Origin of the sequence: Duffyella gerundensis (assembly GCF_001517405.1) — a bacterium.
Lineage (GTDB): Bacteria > Pseudomonadota > Gammaproteobacteria > Enterobacterales > Enterobacteriaceae > Duffyella > Duffyella gerundensis.
Genome location: NZ_LN907827.1, coordinates 2,547,469 through 2,570,633, shown reverse-complemented (window position 1 = coordinate 2,570,633; position 23,165 = coordinate 2,547,469). Strand labels below are relative to the sequence as shown.

The window sequence follows — 23,165 nt, the reverse complement described above, 5'->3', positions numbered from 1 at the left end:
CCGCGCTATCCGGCAAACACAACTGCCCACTTCGTGGGTACCCTCAGCAAAAGCGTTTTCCTGACGGACCATGCGCGACGCGGAGTATTCGCCTCATCCTGAGGCTCACCCCTTCGGGGCAGCGCAAGCGCTGTTCAAAAACGCTCCCGGCGTTTTTGTCCGGCGCGGCGCTTATTCTCGCCGCCTCCCTGCGGCTCATCCTGGAAAACGCTTTTGCCTCGGCGTTTGTGATGCCTCTAAAAGGTCAAAACCCAAATCAAAATCGAAATGACTAAAACCAAACCTTAAAATCTCATCTGCATATCTGTGTGGAGATGGATTATGAGCTGAGCACAGCTGGTTTGTTTTGCGCGAGATTAACAAAGCCTGAATGTATTGTAGTTTGATATGAAAAGGATTTTCATTTTACAGATTAGTGCGTTTCTGACAGACAGCGTGAACACAGCAGCATCACAGCCATTTAATCGCCGCATCGAAGACGGTTCTGGCAACGAGTGATGCTGGCGGCCATTTCAACCACAAATGGATAAGCCCTTTCGGGAATGTTCAGCACATGATGATATTTGAGAGGATTGCCAACTTTCAGCTAATCAACCTGATTTATACAACCAAGGCTTCTTCAGCCAGTTATTAGTCACATTGAGTACAGTTCTGGCAGCGAGTGATGCTGGCGGCCATTTCAGCGATCAATGGATAAGTGCCTTGCGCCACCAGCCGATATGTTCAATGCATTATGATGATCTTTCTAACCAGTCATAACGTTTCATCCAATTAAGGCTTCTTCAGCCAGTTATTAGTCACATTGAGTACAATTCTGGCAGCGAGTGATGTTGGTGGCCATTTCAGCGACCAATGGATAAGTGCCTTGCGCCACCAGCCGATATGTTCAACGCATTATGATGATCTTTCTAACCAGTCATAACGTTTCATCCAATTAAGGCTTCTTCAGCCAGTTATTAGTCACATTGAGTACAATTCTGGCAGCGAGTGGTGTTGGCGGCCATTTCAGCGCCGAGTGGATGAAGCGTTCCAGGACGAGCCGACAGGACGTCGGCGAGAGGGAAGCGCCGCGCCATGGAGGGCGCGTCGCGAGTGGTCCGTCAGGAAGGCTGAAGTAGCGAGGGCACCGCAACGCGGCGATGAAGCTGGCCGAAAGCGCGGGTGCAGGGCCGGGGCGACTGCCGGCCCTGCTCGGGCTGCCTTCAGGCAGAACGAAATGGCCGTTGACCTTAAAGTCCTTGACCTTAAAGTCCTTGACCTTAAAGCCCTTGACCTTAAAGCCCTTGACCTTAAAGCCCTTGACCTTAAAGCCCTTGACCTTAAAGCCCTTGACCTTAAAGCCCTTGACCTTAAAGCCGCCAGCCAGGCAGAACGAAATGGCCGCTGACCTTAAAGCCCTTGCCCTTAAAAGCCGCCCGCTTCACGGCAAACCCAGGCCTTTCCGGCCTGAGGAACAACAACAACGCCTTGCGGCGTTTACTTCACCTGCATGCCCGGTGTGGCACCGCTGTCCGCCGACAGCACATACAGATCGGCGCCGCCGGAACCGGCTGAAAGCACCATGCCTTCTGACACGCCGAAGCGCATTTTACGTGGTGCCAGGTTAGCGACAATAATGGTCAGCTTGCCTTCCAGCACCGCGGGATCGGGGTAAGCCGCGCGAATGCCGGAGAAAATCTGCCGCTTCTCACCGCCCAGATCGAGCTGTAAACGCAGCAGCTTGTCTGAACCTTCCACCAGTTCGGCTTTCTCGATCAGCGCCACGCGCATATCGATTTTGGCAAAATCATCAATGGTGATGGTCTCGCCAATCGGTACATCCGCCAGCGGCCCGCTGACAGCGGGCTGATTAGCCACCGCCGCATCTTCTTTTGAAGCGTCAATCAGCGCCTCAACTTTGTTCATCTCAATGCGGCTGTAGAGCGCTTTAAAGCTGGCGATGCTGTGATCGAGCAGCGGCTGCTGCACGGCATCCCAGCTCAGTTCGCAGTTGAGGAAGGCTTCGGTGCGCTCGGCCAGCGAAGGCAGCACCGGCTTCAGCCAGGTCATCAGCACGCGGAACATATTGATGCCCATAGAGCAGATCGCCTGCAGGTCGGCATCGCGGCCTTCCTGTTTCGCCACTACCCACGGCGCCTGTTCGTCAACATAGCGGTTAGCAACGTCAGCCAGCGCCATGATATCGCGAATGGCCCGGCCATATTCACGCGCCGCCCAGGCTTCGCCAATTTTTTCTGACGCATCGGTGAAGGTTTTAAAGAGCGCAGGATCGGCCAGCTCAGCTGCCAGCTTGCCGTCAAAGCGTTTAGTGATAAAACCGGCATTGCGCGAGGCGAGGTTGACCACTTTGTTGACCACGTCGGCGTTCACACGCTGGACGAAATCTTCCAGATTAAGGTCGATGTCATCAATGCGTGATGAGAGCTTGGCCGCATAGTAATAGCGCAGGCTGTCGGCATCCAGATGCTGCAACCAGGTGCTGGCTTTGATAAAGGTGCCGCGTGATTTTGACATCTTCGCGCCATTTACCGTCACGTAGCCATGCACAAACAGGTTATTAGGCTTGCGGTAGTTGCTGCCTTCCAGCATCGCTGGCCAGAACAGGCTGTGGAAATAGACGATATCTTTGCCGATAAAGTGATACAGCTCGGTGGTGGAATCTTTATTCCAGAACTCGTCGAAATCGAGGTCGCCGCGCTTGTCACACAGGTTTTTGAACGAGCCCATGTAGCCGATTGGCGCGTCGAGCCAGACATAGAAATATTTGCCTGGCGCATCCGGGATCTCAAAGCCGAAGTAAGGCGCATCGCGGGAAATGTCCCACTGATGCAGGCCCGACTCAAACCACTCCTGCATCTTGTTAGCCACCTGATCCTGCAGGGCGCCGGAGCGCGTCCACGCCTGCAGCATGTCGCTAAACGCTGGCAAATCGAAGAAGAAGTGTTCGGAATCACGCATCACCGGCGTCGCGCCAGACACGGCGGACTGCGGATTGATCAGCTCGGTTGGGCTGTAGGTCGCGCCGCACACTTCACAGTTATCGCCATACTGATCCGGCGATTTACATTTCGGGCAGCTGCCTTTAACGAAGCGATCCGGCAGGAACATGCCTTTTTCCGGATCGTAAAGCTGCGAAATGGTGCGATTCTTAATGTGGCCGTTGGCCTTCAGGCGCGTGTAAATCTGCTCAGAAAGCACGCGGTTCTCTTCGCCATGGGTCGAATGATAATTGTCATAGCTGATGTTAAAACCGGCGAAGTCAGCCTGATGCTCCTGGCTCATCTCCGCAATCATCTGCTCTGGCGTGATGCCGAGCTGCTGTGATTTCAGCATGATCGGCGTGCCGTGGGCGTCGTCAGCACAGATGAAGTAAACCTGATTGCCGCGCATTCGCTGGTAACGAACCCAAATATCTGCCTGGATATGCTCGAGCATGTGGCCGAGATGGATTGAGCCATTAGCGTACGGCAGGGCGCACGTTACCATTATTTTTTTCGCGACTTGAGTCATAGTTTACGTTGCTTTCTTGTGGTTAAAAAAACGGTCTTAGATGTTACCTGAAAGGCCGTCCCGGCGTAAACAGAGGGTTTGCCAGCGCTTCATTCGGCCAGGCTTCTGATATGATTAGCTGAATGGCGTCATCAGGCTAACAAGAAAACAGAGGAGCAGGGATGAACACTGAATCCCCCCATCATTCACCGGAAACGCTGCGCGCCATGGTTGCCGGCGTTCTCGCCCGTTTTGAACACCCTACGCTGCAGCGCAATTTGATCGTGCTGAAAGCGCTGCACCACGTAGCGTTGCTGGATAACCGGCTGCATGTCGAATTGCTGATGCCGTTTGTCTGGAACGGCGCGTTTGACCAGCTGAAAGAGCAGGTCAGCGCCGATTTGCTGCGCATCACCGGCGCGGGAGCGATCGACTGGCGTCTGCGTCACGATATCGCCACGCTGAAGCGGGTCAAAGATCAGCCTGGCGCTAACGGTGTAAAAAACATTATCGCCGTCAGCTCCGGCAAAGGCGGCGTGGGCAAATCCACGACGGCGGTGAACATGGCGCTGGCGCTGGCCGCCGAAGGCGCGCGCGTGGGCCTGCTGGATGCTGATATCTACGGCCCATCGGTGCCGAGCATGTTGGGCACCGACGATCAGCGTCCTTCTTCGCCCGACGGGAAACACATGGCGCCGATCATGGCGCACGGCCTGGCCACTAACTCCATCGGTTATCTGGTCACCGACGATAACGCCATGGTGTGGCGCGGGCCCATGGCCAGCAAGGCGCTGATGCAGCTGCTGAACGAAACGCTGTGGCCGGAACTCGATTATCTGGTGCTGGATATGCCGCCAGGCACCGGCGATATCCAGCTGACGCTGGCGCAGAACGTGCCGGTCACCGGCGCGGTGATCATCACTACGCCGCAGGATATTGCGCTGCTCGACGCGCGCAAGGGCATTGTGATGTTTGAGAAGGTCAATGTGCCGGTGCTGGGCGTGGTGGAAAACATGAGCATGCATATTTGCAGCAACTGCGGCCATCATGAGGCGATATTTGGCAGCGGCGGCGCAGAGAAGCTGGCCGAACAGTACCATACGCGCCTGCTCAGCCAGCTGCCGCTGCACATCCAGCTGCGCGAAGATCTGGATGCCGGTGAACCCACAGTGATCCGCGATCCGCACGGGGAATTTACCGCCCGCTATCGTCAGCTGGCCGGTGCGGTGGCCGCGCAGCTTTACTGGCAGGGTGAGGTGATTCCGGGCGATATCGCCTTCCGCGCCCTATAAGATTTGCGCCCGGCTTACGGGCGCAGTTTATAGTGCATCAGAACGTACTCGCCTTGTTCGCTCTCGCCCTGCGCAATCACCTGCCAGCCGTGCCGCTGATAAAATGCCTGTGCCGGTTTGTTGGCTAACAGGCATTTTAGCGCACCGGTTGAGGTGAATCGTGCCTGCACCGCCTTTAACAACGCGCTGCCGACGCCGCTGCCCTGATGTTGTGGATCGACAAACAGGCTGTGCAGAAAGTTGTCATTTTCCAGCAGCGCGGCAAAGCCAACGCGATGTCCCTCCTGTTCTACGACCAACACCGTTTCACCCAGTACGGTGCTGTCAAAATCCTCCAGTTGCCAGCGGCTGCTATCCAGCCAGTGCCAGTTCGCCTTGCGCGATGCCAGAAACAGCGTGCGTAAAAAAGGGCGGTCAGCTTCACAAAAAGGTCTAATTTGCACGTTATGCTCCAAAACATTGACAGGCCACAAGCCTGGCAGTTAAAAGGCCTGTGATAAAATCGAATGGAAAGCGGCAACCTGCCCGGGCCATTTTCGACTCGCTCTGAGCCAGCGCCATGCGCCGTCCACATAGCTTGTTAGCTTTTGTTTATCGAATTGATATGGGCTGCTTATTAGCATCGAACAGGGTTTTTCTGTAACGTGCATCACATCTTTTAACGGAGGACGTCAGATGTCTATTATCAATACCAAAATTAAGCCATTCAAAAACACCGCGTTTAAAAATGGCGAGTTCATCGAAGTCACCGAAAAAAATGTCGAGGGTAAATGGAGCGTGTTCTTCTTCTACCCGGCTGACTTTACCTTTGTTTGCCCAACCGAACTGGGCGACGTTGCCGACCATTACGCTGAGTTCCAGAAACTGGGCGTGGATATCTACTCTGTTTCTACCGACACCCACTTTACCCATAAAGCATGGCACGGTAGCTCAGACACCATCGGCAAAATCGAATACGCAATGATCGGCGATCCAACCGCGCAGCTGTCTCGTAACTTTGAAATCCTGCGTGAAGCGGAAGGCCTTGCTGACCGTGGTACCTTCATCGTTGACCCGGAAGGCATCATCCAGGCGATCGAAATCACCGCTGAAGGCATTGGCCGTGACGCCTCTGACCTGCTGCGTAAAGTGAAAGCGGCACAGTACGTTGCTTCACACCCAGGCGAAGTTTGCCCGGCCAAATGGAAAGAGGGCGAAGCCACTCTGTCTCCATCGTTGGATCTGGTTGGCAAAATCTAACTCGCCTCACGGCTTTAAACGTTATACGTCACTCAGGCAGTCACTGGCTGCCTGACAGGTGAACCGTATCTCTCTCATCGGGTGCTTTTTAGCACCCGATGTATTTACCAGACCAGGAACTCACTATGCTCGACAATAATCTGAAAACCCAACTCAAAGCCTATCTTGAGAAATTATCGAAACCTGTTGAGTTGATCGCTACGCTGGATGACGGTGCAAAATCGGCTGAAATCAGGGATCTGCTGGTAGATATCGCCGGACTGTCAGACAAAGTCTCTTTCCGCGAAGAGAACGATAAGCCAGTACGTAAGCCTTCATTTTTAATTACCAACCCAGGCAAAGAGACCGGGCCGCGTTTCGCCGGTTCGCCAATGGGTCATGAATTTACCTCACTGGTTTTGGCGCTGCTGCAAACCGGTGGGCATCCTTCGAAAGAAGCGCAGGAGCTGTTGGATCAGGTTGCCGCGCTGGAAGGCGATTTCCACTTCGAAACCTATTATTCGCTCTCCTGCCATAACTGCCCGGACGTGGTGCAGGCGCTGAACCTGATGGCGGTGATCAACCCGCGTATCTCGCACACGGCGATCGATGGCGGCGTGTTCCAGAATGAGATTCAGGAACGCAATATCATGGGCGTGCCAGCCGTGTTCCTGAACGGCAAAGAGTTTGGTCAGGGCCGCCTGAGCCTGGCTGAAATCGTCAGCAAGGTCGACACCAACGCCGACAAGCGTGCGGCGGAAGCGCTGAACCAGCGTGAAGCCTATGAAGTGCTGATTGTCGGCAGTGGCCCGGCGGGTGCAGCGGCGGCGATTTACTCGGCGCGTAAAGGTATTCGTACCGGCCTGATGGGCGAGCGTTTTGGTGGCCAGGTGCTGGACACCGTGGATATCGAAAACTACATCTCGGTACAGAAAACCGAAGGCGCGAAACTGGCCGGTGCACTGCGTGCGCACGTTGATGATTATGAAGTCGACGTTATTGATGCACAAAGCGCCATCAAGCTGATTCCTGCAGCGGCCGAAGGCGGACTGCATGCGGTTGAAACGGCGACCGGCGCGGTGTTGAAAACGCGCAGCCTGATTATCGCCACCGGCGCCCGCTGGCGTAACATGAACGTGCCTGGCGAGAACGAGTATCGCACCAAAGGCGTAACTTATTGCCCACACTGCGATGGCCCGCTGTTCAAAGGTAAGCGCGTGGCGGTAATTGGCGGCGGTAACTCCGGCGTGGAAGCGGCTATCGATCTGGCCGGTATCGTTGAACATGTGACGCTGCTGGAGTTTGCCGGTGAAATGCGCGCCGATCAGGTGCTGCAGAACAAACTGCGCAGCCTGCATAACGTCGACGTGATCCTCAACGCGCAGACCACTGAAGTGAAAGGCGACGGCAGCAAAGTCACCGGCCTGCAGTATGTCGATCGTGTGACGCAGCAGAGCCATCAGCTGCCACTGGCAGGTATCTTCGTGCAGATTGGCCTGCTGCCCAACACCAACTGGCTGGAAGGCACGGTTGAGCGCACCAAAATGGGCGAAATCATCATTGATGCCCGTTGCGAAACCAGCGTAAAAGGCGTGTTTGCTGCCGGTGACTGCACCACGGTACCGTACAAGCAGATCATTATTGCCAGCGGCGAAGGGGCTAAAGCCTCGCTCAGTGCCTTTGATCATCTGATCCGTACCAAACCCGCGCAGTAACCGTTACGCATCATCACTAAAACCCGGGCCTGTCCCGGGTTTTTTGCGTTTGCACATGGCCGAATACTCCCGCTTGCTTAAGCGCTGCCACTTCCTTATGCTCATGGCGTAACACTGACTCGGGGTGCCCTTTTTTATAAAGGCTGAGAAATACCCGTATTACCTGACCTGGATAATGCCAGCGTAGGGAAGTCAAATGCCTGACCGCATTCGCCTTCTTAGACGCCGGTTGGGAGCTTTATGACCAATCAACCGCAACACCTCTCCGGCGCGTTTGTCGCCACCACGCTTACCCACTTTCAACAGCGCGCACCGCTGGTGCACTGCATGACCAACGATGTCGTACAGGCGTTTACCGCCAATGTGCTGCTGGCCTTAAATGCTTCGCCCGCCATGGTGATTGATACCGAAGAGGCCGCTATTTTTAGCCCGCTGGCCGATGCGCTGCTGATCAACGTGGGCACCTTAACGCGCGATCGTATCCCTGCCATGCGTGCAGCCATTGCGGCGGCGCGCGCGGCGAATGTGCCCTGGACGCTGGATCCGGTGGCCGTCGGTACACTGCCTTTACGCACCGGATTTTGCCGTGAACTGCTGGATCAGCAGCCAGCGGCTATTCGGGGCAACGCCTCTGAAATCCTCGTACTGGCGGGCATTGATGCGCAAGGGCGTGGCGTCGACAGCCTGCACCACTCGCATCTGGCGATAACGGCGGCAAAACAGCTGGCCAGCCGCAGTGGCGCCATTGTCGCCGTCACCGGCGAAACGGATTATGTCACCGATGGCGAGCGCCTGATCGCCGTGTCGGGTGGCGATTTGCTGCTGACGCGCGTGGTGGGCACCGGCTGTGCGCTGTCGGCGATGGTTGCCGCATTTTGCGCGCTGTCTGGCGATCGGCTGATGCTGGTGGCTACCGCCTGTCAGCTAATGGCACGCGCGGGCGAGCAGGCTGCTGCTTCAGGCGCTGGCGGGCCGGGCAGCTTTCAGCAGGCGTTACTGGATGCGCTGTGGCAGCAGGGCGCGGAGGTGCAGCCATGAAGCGGATTAATGCGTTGACCATCGCCGGAACCGATCCCAGCGGCGGCGCGGGCATTCAGGCCGATTTGAAAGCGTTCTCTGCCCTTGGTGCTTACGGCACCAGCGTGATCACCGCGCTGGTGGCGCAGAATACGCAGGGCGTGCAGGCGCTTTATCGTATCGATCCCGCTTTTGTCGGCGCCCAGCTCGACTCGGTGCTCAGCGACGTGCGCATCGACAGCGCCAAAATCGGCATGCTGGGCGAGCAGGCGGTGATTGAGGTGGTGGCAGATAAACTGGCGCAGGCCGCGCTGCCGTGGGTGGTGCTTGATACCGTAATGGTGGCGAAAAGCGGCGATGCGCTGCTGGCGCCGCAGGCGGTGGCCAGCCTGCGTGAGCGCCTGCTGCCTCAGGTATCGTTGATCACGCCGAATCTGCCGGAAGCGGCGGTGCTGCTTGATTGTGATCCGGCACTCAATGAGGCAGAGATGCGTGAGCAGGGGCGCGCGCTGCTGGCGCTGGGCTGTCAGGCGGTGCTGATGAAGGGCGGCCATCTGCACGAAGCGGAAAGCCCGGACTGGCTGTTTACTTCTGATGGCGAACAGCGCTTCAGCACGCCGCGGGTGAATACGCGGCATACGCACGGCACCGGCTGTTCGCTGTCAGCGGCGCTGGCCGCGTTGCGCCCGCGCTATGCCACCTGGGCCGAAACGGTTGAGGCGGCAAAAACCTGGTTACAAGGCGCACTGGAGCAGGCGGATACGCTGGAGGTGGGGAAAGGTATGGGTCCGGTGCACCATTTTCATCGCTGGTGGTAAAAAAAACGGGAGCAGACTGGCTCCCGTTGATTAGTGTTGCTCAAACCACTCGCTGTTTTGTTCGGAGATAGGCGTGATGGAAAAGATCATTTCCTGCAAATGGCGACGCATCGCCAGCTCGGCGGCATCGGCGTCCTGCGCCGCAACTGCCGCGTAGATTTCCCGATGCTGTTCAATCAGGCTTTCCGGCGGCGACACCTTGCTCAGCGTCAGGAAACGCACGCGATCCATGGTGGCTTTGATGTTTTCCACCGTTTCCCAGGCGAGCGCGCAATCGATGCTTTCGGCAATCAGACGGTGAAAGGCGTCATCCAGTGCTAAAAATCCCTGAATGTCGTTGCGCTGGGCGGCCAGCGCCTGCAGGTCAAGATTTTGCTGCAGCGCCAGCAGCGCCACCGGCGTGGCTTCCAGCGCGGCGCGGCGCACCACGGCTATTTCCACCGCTTCGCGAATGAAACGGCCATCGGCCACCCGACGGGCAGAGATTTTACGCACAAAGGTGCCACGCTGTGGCAGGACCTGCACCAGGCCCGCTTCCGCCAGCTTGATAAAGGCTTCCCGCACCGGCTGACGTGAGACATCAAACCGCGCGGAGACCTCTTTTTCCGACAGTAGCGAACCGGGAGGAATAATGCAGGTGACAATCTCCTGACGCAGATAGCGATAGATCTGCTGATTGACCGGCTCAGAAGCCGTAATGGTATAGGCAATCGACATGCGCAACATCCCTATAGTGGCTGGCGGCAACAGAGCCTGCTTTGATAAAAAAAGGGTGCCCAAACGGGCACCGCTAGTCTAAACAGCCCTTATCGCCAGCGCCAGCGCTTTCCGTTTCAGCCGTTTGCCACCGCCTGCGCCACCGTGGCCCGCGCGCCCTGACGCAGTAGCTGCTGATAACAATCATTTACCTGCGCGACAAAATCGGCGTTGTGCGGCAAATCCTCACCAAATACTGATTCGATGCCCAGCAGCGCTGCGACCCGCGCTTCGCCTTCTGCACTGGCCGCCACGCGCTCTGCCAGTTCACTCTTCATGGCATCACGCACCTCAATGGCGTTGCCCTGTTCGTCAACGGCACCGACATAGCGAATCCACGCTGCCACGCCGAGCGCCAGCAGCGGATACGCGCTGCCTTGCGTGATGTGCCAGCGAATGCTGTCCAGCCAGCGCTGCGGCAGCTTCTGCGTGCCGTCGGTGGCAATCTGTCCGGTGCGGTGTTTAATGGCGCGATTTTCATAACGCGCCAGCAGCGAATCCGCGTAGGCCACCAGATCGACATTCGGCGTGCGCAGCGTCGGTGCCTGTTCATCCAGCATCAGCTTACGCGCCGCCAGGCGGAAATCGCCGTCCGCCATGCAGTCGCTGATGTGTTCATAACCGGCAAGGTAGCCGAGGTAGGCGAGAAATGAGTGGCTGCCGTTGAGCATGCGCAGCTTCATCTCTTCAAACGGCAGCACGTCACTGACCAGCTCGGCACCCGCTTTCTCCCAGGCCGGACGACCGTTGACAAAATTGTCTTCGATCACCCACTGGAAAAAAGGCTCACAGGAGACCGCCACCGGATCGTAGCTACCCAGCGTCTCGCTCAGCGAGGTCAGCGCCTCATCGGTCATGGCAGGCACGATGCGATCCACCATAGTGGAAGGAAAGGTCAGCGCGTCGGCGATATAGGTCGCCAGCTGCGCATCCTGCGCCTGTGCCAGCTGCAGAATTACGTTGCGCGTGACGTGGCCATTCTCCGGCATATTGTCGCAGGACATCACGCTAAACGGCGGCAGGCCGCGCTCATGGCGTCGGGCAATCGCCGCCAGAATCACGCCGGGCAGGGAAACCGGCTGCTGTGGGTGCGCCAGGTCATGCTGAATATCGGGATGCTGCAGGTTCAGCTGACCGGTTGCTGGCTGATAGCAGTAGCCTTTTTCCGTTACCGTCATTGAGACGATAGCGATATCGGGCTGGCACATCGCCTCAATCACCGTCTCAATGCCGTCGCCTTTGCCGTGCAGCGCGGCGGTAATGACGCCAACCACCCGCGTATGGCGTGAGTCATCGGCCAGTTCGGTCACGCTGTACAGCAGGGATTGCTCACGTAGTGCGGCGATCAACTCACCGCTGTTAAGGTTTACTTCGCAGTATCCCCAGTCGCTGTGATGCTCACTGGCCAGCTTATCGCTGCAGACCGCCTGATGCGCGCGGTGAAAGGCACCAAAGCCGATGTGCAGCATGCGGGTTTTCAGGCGGGAACGATCGTAACCTGGCAACAGCGTGGAAGAGGGGAGCTTATCGACGGCCAACATAGTTCATCCTTTTTACAACAGGGGCGCGACGGGCGCGCCCGGGTCAGGTTAAATCGAAACGGGTTTGGTCGTGGCTTTTGGCTCTTTAATCACAAACAGCACCAGCAGCGCACCGACCGCGGCGACCACGCCCGCCAGCACGAAGGCGCTGTCGAATTTGCCGGTATGATGCACGATAAAGCCGGTGACTACCGGGCCGATGATGCCGGACAGGCTGCCGACCAGATGAATAAAGCCGCTGATGCTGCCGACCCGGCTTTTATGCACCACGTCCTGAATAATCGCCCAGTAAATGGCACCGGTGATGTAGAGGAAGAAGATCGACACCGACATCATGATAACCGCAGAGTTGACCTCTTTTACCGTTCCCGCCAGCGCGACACAAATCGCCGCCGCCATTAATGAGAACACCAGCACAATTTTTCTGGAAAGCAGTAACTTGCCGGTAATGTTAAAGATTTTATCGGAAATCCAGCCGCCCAGCGCCAGGCCAACAAAACCGACGATCCACGGGATCATGGTGGTGATGCTCATCGCCTTGATATCCAGGCCGTGCGCCTGCACCAGATAGGCCGGGAACCAGCTCAGGAAGAAGAACAAAATGTAGTTGTAGCAGAAGAAAGCAAAGGCGGTAACGAGGATGATCGGCTGACGCAGATAGTGCGCGAGACCGTGCGACGCTTCGCTGGCTTCTTCCGCCGCAGTTTGCTGCTCCGCCTTCAGGCGTTCAATCAACGAACGCTCTTCCGCCGAGACACGCTTGCTTTTCGCCGGGTTGTCGGCGGCAATAAAGAACCACGCCGCCATCCACACCACGCCAATCAGGCAGATGATGACAAACGCCGGACGCCAGCCAAAGCCCAGCGCCAGATAGCCGATAATCGGGCCAGCAATAGCGCCACCCAAAGGCGAACCGGCACTGAGCAGCCCCATGGCGGTGGCCGCCTGTTTCTTCGGAAACCAGCCGTTGATCGCTTTATTCGCCGAGGCGCAGATCGGCCCTTCGGCCATCCCGAACAGCACGCGCAGGATCAGCATCGACCAGAAGCCGGTGGCTACCGCAGTCAGGCCGCAGAACAGCGACCACAGCCCCACCGCCAGGCCGAGCACCAGCGTTGGGCCGAACTTATCGGTCGCCAGGCCGCCAACAAAGTTAAAGATGGCGTAGCCGAAGAAGAAGCTGCCAAAGATCAGGCCGAACTGCTCAGCGTTGAGCAGCAGATCTTTCTCGATCATCGGCACCGTCAGTGACAGCGCCACGCGATCGAGATAGTTGATCATGTACACCAGGAAAAGCAGCAGTACGAGGGTCCAGCGTAGATTCTTAAACATAGAAACTCCGTCATCGACTGTTCAACCCCTTCATTATTCAGCGTGCGGACGCGCCCGGCGCGTGGATGCCAGCGTGGTCCGCAACCTGAAGAATATGAGGCGTTTGTTGTTGTGTTGAGCCGAAGCGATTCGGCCTGTTTGCCCAGGGTTGAGCGAGTATTACGACATCTGCAAAATCACCTTGCAGCAGGTGCGCGGATCTTTTTCAAACAGCGTCATCGCCTGTTCGATGTCGTGCAGCGGAAAATAGTGCGTTACCAGCTTTTCAGGCTGAATCAGCCCCTGCTCCATCCAGCCGATTACCTGCGGGAACCGCTTGCTGTTGAGCCGCGAGGTAAACAGCGACAGCTCTTTACTGGTCAGGCTCTGCTGCGTAATGGTTGATGGCTCGCCGGAAAAGCCGAGCAGGCCGATACGCGCAGCCGGCGAGGCCAGCGCCGCTGCTTCCGCCATAATTGAAGGATGGCAGGCGGCATCGATAATCAGCGTGGGCTGCACGCCTTCCAGCTGCGCCGCCAGTGGGATGTCCGCGTTATTAAAGGTTCGATCGGCGCCGTTTTCCATCGCCAGCTGCAGGCGTTCCGGCAGGCGATCGACAACCAGCACGCGTTTTACACCGTAAACGCCTTTCAGCACCTGAATCGCGGTCAGTCCCATGGGACCTGCGCCGTAAATCAGCGCGGTGTCCTGCGGCTGGGGTTGCAGATAAGCGGTGATGTTGGCGGCAATAGTGAAAGGTTCCACCAGGCTGGCAAGTCGGTCAGGAATGTTGTCCGGCAGCAGATAGGCGTTAGCGGCGGGCACCACCGCGTAGTCGCTGAAGCCGCCATCACGATGCACGCCGATCACCTGCAGCGTGCTGCAGACGTTGGGCTTGCCCACCGAGCAGGGATAGCAATGGCCGCAGCTCACCACCGGATCCACCGCCACGCGCTCGCCGATACGGTGGCTGTCAACCGCGTCGCCCACCGCATCGATCACGCCAAAAAACTCATGGCCAATCACGCGTGGATATTTGGCAAACGGATTGTGGCCGTGCCAGATATGCACATCGGATCCACAGATGCTGGCAAACTTCACCTTAACGCGCACCTCGCCGTGCGCGGGCTGGAGATCGGCGCGTTGCGCCAGTTGCAGTTCGCCGGGACGTTCAATCACCACACTTTTCATTTTGCCTCCTTACCAGTTCCACAGGGTGCCATCTTCCAGGCGAGCGACCGGCAAATAAGCGGGTTCATAGGGATATTTAGCGGCCAGCTTTTCATTGAACTCGATGCCAAGACCAGGCTTGTTGCCAGGATGCATATAGCCATTATCAAAGCTCCAGCTGGCATCAAACAGTTCCATCATCTGCTCGGAATAGCCCATGTACTCCTGCACGCCGAAGTTAGGTACCCACAGGTCGAAATGCAGCGCGGCGGCCATGCAGGCAGGTGACAGATCGGACGGCCCGTGCGAACCGGTGCGCACCTGATAAAGCGCGGCAAAATCGGCAATACGGCGCATGCCGGTAATGCCACCAGCATGGGTGATGGTGGTACGGATATAGTCAATCAGCTGCTCTTCGATCAGCTGTTTACAATCCCAGATGCTGTTGAACACTTCGCCGACGGCAATGGGCGTCACCGTATGCTGGCGGATCAGGCGGAAGCACTCCTGATTCTCGGCAGGGGTCGGATCTTCCATCCAGAACAGGCGATAATCTTCGACGCTCTTGCCAAAACGCGCTGCTTCGATCGGCGTCAGGCGATGGTGCATGTCATGCAGCAGATGCTCGTCAAAGCCGAAACGATCGCGAATAGCGGCAAACAGCTTCGGCGTAAAATCGAGGTATTTTTCCGTGGACCAGAGCTGCTCTTCCGGCCAGTTGCCTTTGGTGGCGGGCTCATAGGCCAGCCCTTTGCCTTTGGCCATGCCGTAGGTGGTTTTCATCCCTGGCACGCCGCACTGGGCGCGAATTGCTTTGAAACCCAGCTCTTTATGCTTCGCGTAATCGTCCATCACTTCGTCGATGCTGTGGCCGGTGGTGTGGCAATAGACCATCACGCCGGTGCGCGAAGCGCCACCCAGCAACTGGTACAGCGGCATATTGGCGGCTTTGCCTTTGATATCCCACAGTGCCATATCCACCGCCGAAATAGCCGACATGGTGACCGGACCGCGACGCCAGTAGGCGCCTTTATAAAAGAACTGCCAGATATCTTCGATCTGATGGGCATCGCGGCCGATCAGCTGCGGACAAACGTGATCTTTCAGGTAAGAAGCCACCGGCAGTTCACGCCCGTTGAGCGTGGCATCACCGACGCCAGTTAAACCCTCATCGGTGGTGATTTTCAGGGTGACAAAATTTCTGCCCGCACAGGTGACAAACACTTCCGCTTTAACAATTTTCATCTTTAGCGCCTTATCGCTGCGATCAATGATGAAAAAATACGCGCATAAATACTACCATACAAGTTGGTGTTGCAGAGATGTGAAGAGATTCACAAAATGGGGGGCGCCAGTCAGGCGGGGAGTGTTGCGCAGACGGCTGCAGGGCGTTTTGCCTTGCAGGCGGCCTTTTTAAGGGCCAGGTCAAAAGCCAGGTCAAAGGCTATTTTGTTCTGCCTGAAGGCAGCCCGAGCAGGGCCGGCAGTCGCACCGGCCCTGCACCCGCGCTATCCGGCAAACACAACCGCCCGCTGCGCGGGTTCCCTCAGCAAAACCCTTTTCCTGACGGACCAGGCGCGATTCGCTCCCAGCTCAGCGCGCCTTCTCGCCGCTTCCCTGCGGCTCGCCCTGGAAAACGCTTTTGCCTCGGCGGTAGTGATGCCTCCTCAAGGTCAAAACCCAGGTCAAAATCGAAAAGATGAAAGACTCTTAAAAAGCTAAAAGCTAAAAGCCAAAAGCCAAAAGCCAAAAGCCAAAAGCCAAAAGCTAAAAGCCAAAAGCCAAAAGCCAAAAAGCCAAAAAGCCAAAAAGCCAAAAAGCCAAAAAGCCAAAAAGCCAAAAAGCCAAAAAGCCAAAAAGCCAAAAAGCCAAAAGCCAAAAGCCAAAAGCCAAAAGCTAAAAGCTAAAAGCTAAAAGCTAAAAGCTAAAAGCTAAAAGCTAATTAAAAATTACCTATCCAATCAGCTAGTTTGTCCACAATCTTTTGTATCTAAAGATAAAAAAATGAGAATTGAATAACGCCATATTTGTATAGAAGTTCAGGAGGTTGTAGCTTTCAATTAAAATTTGAAGCGCTTTATTAAAGTTAAATTCTTTGTCCTTTGTCCTTTGTCCTTTGTCCTTTGTCCTTTGTCCTTTGTCCTTTGTCCTTTGTCCTTTGTCCTTTGTCCTTTGTCCTTTGTCCTTTGTCCTTTGTCCTTTGTCCTTTGTCCTTTGTTCTTTATTTAGGTTTTTTAGGTTTTGACCTGGGTTTTGACTTTGAGGAGGCATCACCACCGCTGAGGAGATGAACATTTTAGGATGTTCCGCCATGGATGGCGGGACAAGGGAGCGTTGAGCAGGAGCGAATCGCGACTGGTCCGTGAAGAAATGTGAATTGACGAAGGAACCCGCGGAGCGGGCGGTTGTGTTTGCCGGATAGCCGGGGTGCAGGGGCGGGGCGACTGCCGCCCCTGCTCGGGCGGCCCGAAGGGCAGAACGAAATAGCCGTTGACCTGGCACTTAACGGGCGGCCCGAAGGGCAGAACGAAATAGCCGTTGACCTGGCACTTAACGGGCGGCCCGAAGGGCAGAACGAAATAGCCATTGACCTGGCACTTAACGGGCTGCCTTCAGGCAGAACGAAATGGCCTTTGACCTTAAGACATTGACCTTAAAAAGCCGCCTTACAGGCGGAAGAAATAGCCGTTGACCTTAACCCAGGCTGCCTGCCAGGCAGAACAACTATGCCAATAACTCACATTGCGGTGGCAAACGGCATGCCAGCGCTTTTGGCATCACCTCAATGCGAAACTCGGTGCCGGAAAGCGGCTCGCCGTCGAGGTTAAAGGTCATCTCGTTGGGCGAACGGATGGTCAGCCACGGCAGTGAGGTCGTGACCACGTTGGGGTTTTCATCATCGCTGGTCAGTGAGTGCAGCAGCGTCGTCAGCAACTCTTGCGAAGTCACCACGCTCAGGGTAAGCAGCCCGTCGTTGATCAACGCCTGCGGGCAGAGCCGCTGACCACCGCCAGCCTGACGGCCATTGCCGATACCGATCACCAGCGCGTCACCCTGCCAGCTAAAATCCGGACCTTCAATTTTGCAGCTGTCGGCTTTCAGCTGATCCATGCGCATCAGGCCGTGAATAAAGTAAGACACGCCGCCCAGCGCCGACTTTAACTTCTCCGGCGTTTCGGTAGTGATGCGCGTACCAAAACCACCGGTCGCCATATTGATAAAATAGCGATCCTGGTTGACCCGAGCGAGATCGATTTTGGTCGCCTTGCCGCGTAGCGCCAGACGCAGCGCCGCTTCCATCTCTTCAGGAATGCCGGCGCTGGTCGCGAAATCGTTAGCGGTGCCCAGCGGTAAAATACCAAGCACCGGATAATCGCGTGGTTCACGCTGTGCCAGCGCGGTAGCGACCTCATTAATGGTGCCATCGCCGCCGCCTGCCACCACGGTGGCAGCGCCTAGCGCGATCGCCTCTTCGACGTAACGCAGCGCATCACCCGACTCAAAGGTCACGCGCACGGCGATATCAAAACCTTCTTCCCGCAGCGTGCTAATCGCCTCGCGCAGTTCGTCATTGCCCGCGCCTTTTCCATTGAGAATAATGAGCGTCAGTGAGCCATTTTCCATTCTTATTTCCTTGTTCACGCATGAATCATGATGAGGTTATAGCACAGGCCAGGAAAGAGACACATGGGGATAATCTATTTATAGAATGCGGATGGCGAGGCGACAAAAAAGAAAACCCGCACGGGGGAGCCGGGCGGGCGAATGAGGTGGAGCTTAAAGCTTGCCTTCGTTATTGCTCGTTGGAAGCAGACGCAATAATAACGAATTGTGCTGTTGAAGTTTGTGACCGCATTCTAAATCCTTAATGAAACGACCGTCACACGCTGCGATTGTTACCATTTTGCAGGTTGCGCATCAATAACGCGTAATCCAGCGGCACATCTTCCGGCAGAGGAATCCACACGCGATGACCGTCACCCGGTGCCACCTCAACGCTTTCCCCTTTGGCGTTTTCCATCTGTGACAGCACAAAGTTCACGTTGCCCTGTGGCGTCATCAGCTCAAGGCTGTCATGCAGACTGAACTTATTTTTCACCGCCACTTCGGCCAGCGGGCCACGGCGCTGGCCGCTGAACTCACCGACAAACTGCTGACGCTCGGAAACCGAATGACCACGCTCGTAATTCTGGTAGCTGTCATGGGTATGACGACGTAAAAATCCTTCGGTATAACCGCGATGCGCCAGGCCTTCCAGCGTATCCAGCAGGCTGCTGTCAAAGGGCTTGCCGGCCGCCGCGTCATCAATGGCTCGTCGATAGACCTGCGCCGTGCGTGCGCAGTAGTAATAAGATTTGGTGCGACCCTCGATTTTTAACGAATGCACGCCCATCTGGCTCAGCCGCTCTACGTGGGCCACGGCACGCAGATCTTTGGAGTTCATGATGTAAGTGCCGTGCTCGTCCTCAAAGGCAGGCATGTATTCGCCGGGACGCATCGCCTCTTCCAGCATAAATACCCGATCGGTCGGCGCGCCTTCGCCCAGCGTCGGTGCAACGGTGGTGACCGGAATGGGTTGATATTGATGAACGATATTGCCCGCATCATCCTGTTTGCCTTCCTGCACCTTGTATTCCCAACGGCAGGCGTTGGTGCAGGTACCCTGATTGGGATCGCGTTTATTGATGTAGCCGGACAGCAGGCAGCGGCCGGAATAGGCCATGCAGAGGGCGCCGTGGACAAAGATTTCCAGCTCCATCTCCGGCACCTGCTGACGAATCTCCGCAATCTCCTCCAGCGACAGTTCGCGCGACAAAATCACCCGCGTCAGCCCCATCTGTTGCCAAAATTTCACCGTCGCCCAGTTTACCGCGTTGGCCTGCACCGACAGATGAATCGCCATCTGGGGGAAGGCCTCACGCACCAGCATGATCAAGCCGGGATCGGACATGATCAGGGCGTCTGGCTGCATGGCGATCACTGGCGCCAGATCGCGGATAAAAGTCTTCAGCTTGGCGTTATGGGGCGCGATGTTGACCACCACGTAGAATTTTTTGCCTAGCTGATGCGCCTCGGCGATACCGATAGCCAGATTCTCATGGGTAAATTCATTGTTTCGCACGCGCAGGCTGTAACGTGGCTGGCCGGCATATACCGCGTCTGCGCCATAGGCAAACGCATAACGCATGTTTTTCAGCGTCCCGGCCGGAGAGAGCAGTTCCGGTTTAAACATAATGTCTCAGTCTGATGTCAGGTCAGCAGGGGCGATCGAGTCGCCCCACAAAAGGCAGGGATTTTAAATAGGGGCAGGGTGAAAAAGCAATGCGTCAGATCAAATGACAGAGATCCGCTTCCCAGCGATAGCCCATGCCATATACCGCGCGGATAAACGGCTGGTCGGCATCCAGCAGCTCCAGCTTGCGCCGCAGGTTTTTGATGTGGCTGTCGATGGTACGATCGGTGACCACGCGATAATCATCATAAAGGTGGTTCAGCAGCTGCTCGCGGGAGAAGACCTTGCCCGGTTCCAGCGACAGCGTTTTCAGCAGCCGAAACTCAGCGGGCGTGAGATCGATCGGCTGTTCGCGCCAGCTCGCCTGAAAGCGGCTTTCATCAATTTTTAGCAGCGAAGCCTGGGCCACTTCTTCCGGTTTTGGCTTGCAGCGGCGCAGAATGGTTTTGACCCGCGCCACCACTTCTCGTGGGCTGAACGGCTTACAGATGTAATCATCGGCACCGATTTCCAGCCCCAGCAGCCGGTCGATCTCCTCAATTTTTGCCGTCACCATAATAATCGGCAGCTCGGAAAAACGGCGGATATCGCGACAAATCGACAGGCCATCTTTGCCCGGCAGCATCAAATCAAGCAGCAGCAGATCGGGCGGCGTCTGTTGCACAGAGTCAATCACCTCATCGCCGCGGGCGATGTGGTGGGTACGGAAATTCGCCGCCTGAAGATAATCGATCATCAGCTGGGCAAGCTTGGGTTCATCTTCCACCACCAGGATCAGCGGTTCATAATATTGCTGGCTCATATTGTCACTTCGTCAGGGGAGATAGGGCAAGTCTAGCGTGATTTCCAGTCCACCTGAATCAGAGTGCGTCGCAGAGAGCGTGCCATCGTGCGCTTCGGCGATATTTTTGCAGATCGCCAGGCCCAGACCTGACCCGCCGCTGGCCCGATTGCGTGAGCTTTCGGTACGATAAAAACGTTCAAACAAGTGGTGCAGCTGATGCTCTTCCACGCCCGGCGCGCTGTCAGCAAAGCGCAGCTGCCAGCGTGAACCTGTCTGGTGCAGACTGACGCGCAGCTCACCGCCGCTGTTGGTGTAGCGCAGGCTGTTCTCCATCAGATTGGTGAACAGCTGCATCAGGCGATCGGCATCGCCAAAAAACGGCGCTTCGTCGGGTAGATCCAGCGTCAGCCGCAGCGAATGTGCCGCAAAACGCGACTGAAAGCTGCCCGCCACCAGTTCAACCAGCGCCACCAAATCGGTTTGCTGTTTACGGTAGGCCAGCGCGCCTGCATCGGAGAGCGACAGCTGGTGCAGGTCGTCCACCAGTTTGGTCAGCGTGGTCACTTCCATTTGCAGCGAGGCGAGTGCCTCCGGCGTCAGTTTACGCACACCATCCTGCATCGCTTCCAGCTCGCCACGCAGGATCGCCAGCGGCGTGCGCAGCTCATGAGAAATGTCAGCCATAAAGGCGCGACGCATCTGCTCATTTTTTTCCAGCGAACCGGCCAGCAGGTTAAAATCCTGCGCCAGCTGACCAAGTTCATCGCGGCTGCCCACTTCCACCCGACTGGAGAAATTGCCCGCCGCCAGCCGGTGCGTGCCTTCAACCAGCCGTCTGACCGGCGCCAGCAGACCGCGCGCCATGAGCCAGGTGACCAGCGCCGCCACCAGCGTCGAGAGCCCAACGATCAGCCAGCTGGTACGTCGCTGCTGCTGATCGAAGTTGATATCAGTGCTGCGCGTCAGTCGCTCCGGCGGCGAGCCGATCACCCAGCCCACCACCTTTTTATTGCTGGTGGTGATTTTTTGCCGTGAACCTTCCGGCGGCACCGGCGAGCGCGGGCCAACCAGCACGCGGTACTGCTGATCGATAATCCAGAACTGCGTGCGCCAGCCGTGCGGCGGTAACTGGCTGCTGCTGTCAGGGTTCTGCTCCAGTGAGCGCAGGATGCCAAAGGCCAGCCGATCGTTGTTGCGCAGAAAATCCCAGTTGCCATGCTGCTCATACTGTTCGGCCAGCGCGCTGCTGAGCATTTGCAGGCGCTGTTCGTTGCCGCGCTTGATGTAATCGACAAAGCCGTGCTCAAAGCTCAGGCGCACGCCCCAGTGCATAGTGATCAGCACCAGCATGCAGGTGGAGAAAATGGCCAGAAACAGCTTGCCGCTGATGCCTAAACGCAGCGCATTCATACGGATTTACCCCGGCGCGGCAGCACGTCGTTCGCGCCGATATCGGAAGGCACGCGCCAGAACACCAGCGCGGGCAGCACGATCACCACCGCCATGCAGAGATAGGTATAAACAAAGGTGTGATGCACGGCGCCGCTGTCGGCAACGGCCGGATGGCCGAAGGCGCCCAGCAACAGACCCGCCACGGTCACACCGATGCTCATCGACAGCTGCATGATCATCGACAGCAGGCTGTTGCCGCTCGAGGCGAGTTCATCCGGCAGCGTTTTCAGCGTCAGGGTATTCATCGAGGAGAAACGAATGGCGTTAACCATGCCCTGCAGAAACAGCACCACCGGCAGCGCCCAGGTCCAGCCCAACAGCGCTACCAGCGGAAACAGCGCCACCACGGCGGCGAGCGCAATGGTGGAGCCGACCAGCACGTGACGGTAGCCGAAGCGGTTGACGATCTGCACCACCACGCGCTTCATGCCCATGTTGCCGAGCACCATCGGAATCATCATCAGCCCGGCGTGAAACGGCGTATAACCCATACCAAGCTGCAAAAACAGCGGCGTCATAAAGGGCAGCATGCCACTGCCGATGCGGCCGGTCAGGCTGCCCAGCAGGCCAATAGAATAGATGCGATTTTCAAACAGTCGCAGACTGAACAGCGCATTGTTGTTGTTGCGGGCATGCATCAGATAGAACAGCAGCGAAAAGATGCCCACCAGAATCAGCACGCCAGGCAGCAGCGCCGGGCCTGAACTGCCGTGTTGGCCATCCAGTGCCAGGGTCAACGTGGCCATCCCGGCGGCGATCATCAGGTAGCCGAGAAAGTCAAAGCGCCGGGTTTTCATGCGGTAGTTGGGCATCAGCTTTAGCGTGGCGATGGCGCCCACAATGCCGACCGGCAGGTTAATCAGGAAGATCCAGTGCCAACTGGCATACTCAACCAGCACGCCGCCCAGCGCCGGGCCAACCAGCGGGCCAATCTGTCCCGGCAGCGTGACAAAGGTCATCGCAGCCATGTATTGATCGCGCGGCACAATCTTCATTACCGTCAGGCGGCCAACCGGCACCATCATGGCGCCGCCAATACCCTGAACCACGCGCGCCATCACCAGTTGATCCAGCGTGCCGGCCAGCGCGCAGAGCAGCGAACCGAGGCTGAACAGCACAATGGCGCTGAAGAACACGTTACGAACGCCGACGCGGTCCGCCAGCCAGCCGCTGACCGGCAGCATGATCGCCACGGTCAGCACATAAGAGACGATCACCGAGTGCATATTCAGCGGATCAACATTGAGATCGCGCGCCATGGCGGGCAGGGCGGTATTAACAATGGTGGTATCCAGCGTCTGCATAAAAAAGCCAAACGCGACAATCCACAGCTGCCAGCGCACCGTCGCCGGCTGAGTATTCATCATGA

General features: G+C 56.8%; 20 protein-coding genes and 1 riboswitch. Of the genes, 6 read left to right on the top strand and 14 right to left on the bottom strand.

The genetic code is table 11. The annotated features are described in order from the left end of the window. The first annotated feature begins 1,216 nt into the window (after positions 1 to 1,216). Positions 1,217 to 1,387: a hypothetical protein gene (locus tag EM595_RS21135; RefSeq protein WP_157883883.1), complete on the top strand. Its 171-nt coding sequence runs from the start codon at positions 1,217 to 1,219 to the stop codon at positions 1,385 to 1,387. Positions 1,388 to 1,476: 89 nt separating this feature from the next. On the opposite strand, the gene metG is transcribed toward EM595_RS21135, so the two are convergent. Further along, entirely contained in the window at positions 1,477 to 3,510 is a 2,034-nt protein-coding gene (metG, locus tag EM595_RS11925; protein WP_067432198.1) for a methionine--tRNA ligase, read from the bottom strand. Between the two features lie 161 nt (positions 3,511 to 3,671). Here metG and apbC point away from each other — a divergent pair, with 161 nt between their 5' ends. Continuing rightward, positions 3,672 to 4,781, top strand: coding sequence for an iron-sulfur cluster carrier protein ApbC (gene apbC / locus EM595_RS11920; RefSeq protein WP_067432195.1), 1,110 nt, complete (start codon positions 3,672 to 3,674; stop codon positions 4,779 to 4,781). A gap of 14 nt (positions 4,782 to 4,795) precedes the next feature. Here the strand turns inward: apbC and EM595_RS11915 are convergent, their stop codons facing one another. After that, complete coding sequence (locus tag EM595_RS11915) at positions 4,796 to 5,224, bottom strand: GNAT family N-acetyltransferase (protein WP_067435436.1); 429 nt, start codon at positions 5,222 to 5,224, stop codon at positions 4,796 to 4,798. Between the two features lie 232 nt (positions 5,225 to 5,456). On the opposite strand from EM595_RS11915, the gene ahpC reads away from it, so the two are divergent. The 4 genes from ahpC to thiD all read left to right on the top strand — a co-directional run bounded on the left by ahpC (position 5,457) and on the right by thiD (position 9,549). Beyond that, positions 5,457 to 6,020, top strand: a complete 564-nt coding sequence (ahpC, locus tag EM595_RS11910; RefSeq protein WP_067432192.1) for an alkyl hydroperoxide reductase subunit C — start codon at positions 5,457 to 5,459, stop codon at positions 6,018 to 6,020. A 125-nt stretch (positions 6,021 to 6,145) separates the two neighbouring features. Beyond that, positions 6,146 to 7,714: an alkyl hydroperoxide reductase subunit F gene (gene ahpF / locus EM595_RS11905; protein ID WP_067432189.1), complete on the top strand. Its 1,569-nt coding sequence runs from the start codon at positions 6,146 to 6,148 to the stop codon at positions 7,712 to 7,714. A gap of 110 nt (positions 7,715 to 7,824) precedes the next feature. Beyond that, positions 7,825 to 7,921: riboswitch (TPP riboswitch) on the top strand. A 33-nt stretch (positions 7,922 to 7,954) separates the two neighbouring features. Further along, complete coding sequence (gene thiM / locus EM595_RS11900; protein ID WP_067432186.1) at positions 7,955 to 8,752, top strand: hydroxyethylthiazole kinase; 798 nt, start codon at positions 7,955 to 7,957, stop codon at positions 8,750 to 8,752. Next, a complete protein-coding gene (thiD, locus tag EM595_RS11895) occupies positions 8,749 to 9,549 on the top strand; it encodes a bifunctional hydroxymethylpyrimidine kinase/phosphomethylpyrimidine kinase (protein ID WP_067432178.1) in 801 nt (266 codons plus the stop codon). Before thiM ends, thiD begins: the two co-directional genes overlap by 4 nt. 30 nt (positions 9,550 to 9,579) lie before the next feature. Here thiD and EM595_RS11890 read toward each other — a convergent pair whose 3' ends face one another. The 12 genes from EM595_RS11890 to mdtD form a co-directional block, all read right to left on the bottom strand. Next, positions 9,580 to 10,266, bottom strand: coding sequence for a GntR family transcriptional regulator (locus EM595_RS11890; RefSeq protein WP_067432175.1), 687 nt, complete (start codon positions 10,264 to 10,266; stop codon positions 9,580 to 9,582). A 116-nt stretch (positions 10,267 to 10,382) separates the two neighbouring features. After that, positions 10,383 to 11,846, bottom strand: a complete 1,464-nt coding sequence (locus tag EM595_RS11885) for a mannitol dehydrogenase family protein (RefSeq protein WP_067432173.1) — start codon at positions 11,844 to 11,846, stop codon at positions 10,383 to 10,385. Between the two features lie 48 nt (positions 11,847 to 11,894). Next, positions 11,895 to 13,178, bottom strand: a complete 1,284-nt coding sequence (locus EM595_RS11880) for an MFS transporter (RefSeq protein WP_067432171.1) — start codon at positions 13,176 to 13,178, stop codon at positions 11,895 to 11,897. Between the two features lie 159 nt (positions 13,179 to 13,337). Then, the gene (locus EM595_RS11875; protein WP_067432168.1) at positions 13,338 to 14,348 is read right to left on the bottom strand and encodes a Zn-dependent oxidoreductase; all 1,011 of its coding nucleotides are present in this window, start codon (positions 14,346 to 14,348) and stop codon (positions 13,338 to 13,340) included. A 9-nt stretch (positions 14,349 to 14,357) separates the two neighbouring features. Next, positions 14,358 to 15,572 (bottom strand): D-mannonate dehydratase ManD, encoded by a 1,215-nt coding sequence (manD, locus tag EM595_RS11870; protein ID WP_067432165.1) that lies wholly within the window; start codon positions 15,570 to 15,572, stop codon positions 14,358 to 14,360. A 301-nt stretch (positions 15,573 to 15,873) separates the two neighbouring features. Further along, positions 15,874 to 16,206 carry a hypothetical protein gene (locus EM595_RS20885; protein WP_082691662.1) on the bottom strand — a complete coding sequence of 111 codons (333 nt, stop codon included), beginning with the start codon at positions 16,204 to 16,206 and terminating at the stop codon, positions 15,874 to 15,876. 86 nt (positions 16,207 to 16,292) lie between these two features. Continuing rightward, a complete protein-coding gene (locus EM595_RS21295; protein ID WP_067432160.1) occupies positions 16,293 to 16,622 on the bottom strand; it encodes a hypothetical protein in 330 nt (109 codons plus the stop codon). A 429-nt stretch (positions 16,623 to 17,051) separates the two neighbouring features. After that, complete coding sequence (gene yegS / locus EM595_RS11850; RefSeq protein ID WP_067432137.1) at positions 17,052 to 17,951, bottom strand: lipid kinase YegS; 900 nt, start codon at positions 17,949 to 17,951, stop codon at positions 17,052 to 17,054. Between the two features lie 256 nt (positions 17,952 to 18,207). Then, positions 18,208 to 19,560, bottom strand: coding sequence for a prephenate-dependent tRNA uridine(34) hydroxylase TrhP (trhP, locus tag EM595_RS11845; protein WP_067432136.1), 1,353 nt, complete (start codon positions 19,558 to 19,560; stop codon positions 18,208 to 18,210). 94 nt (positions 19,561 to 19,654) lie between these two features. Beyond that, positions 19,655 to 20,362, bottom strand: coding sequence for an envelope stress response regulator BaeR (baeR, locus tag EM595_RS11840; protein WP_067432135.1), 708 nt, complete (start codon positions 20,360 to 20,362; stop codon positions 19,655 to 19,657). 12 nt (positions 20,363 to 20,374) lie between these two features. After that, the gene (gene baeS / locus EM595_RS11835; RefSeq protein WP_067432134.1) at positions 20,375 to 21,754 is read right to left on the bottom strand and encodes an envelope stress sensor histidine kinase BaeS; all 1,380 of its coding nucleotides are present in this window, start codon (positions 21,752 to 21,754) and stop codon (positions 20,375 to 20,377) included. Continuing rightward, positions 21,751 to 23,160: an MFS transporter gene (mdtD, locus tag EM595_RS11830; protein ID WP_067435433.1), complete on the bottom strand. Its 1,410-nt coding sequence runs from the start codon at positions 23,158 to 23,160 to the stop codon at positions 21,751 to 21,753. Before mdtD ends, baeS begins: the two co-directional genes overlap by 4 nt. Positions 23,161 to 23,165: the final 5 nt, after the last annotated feature.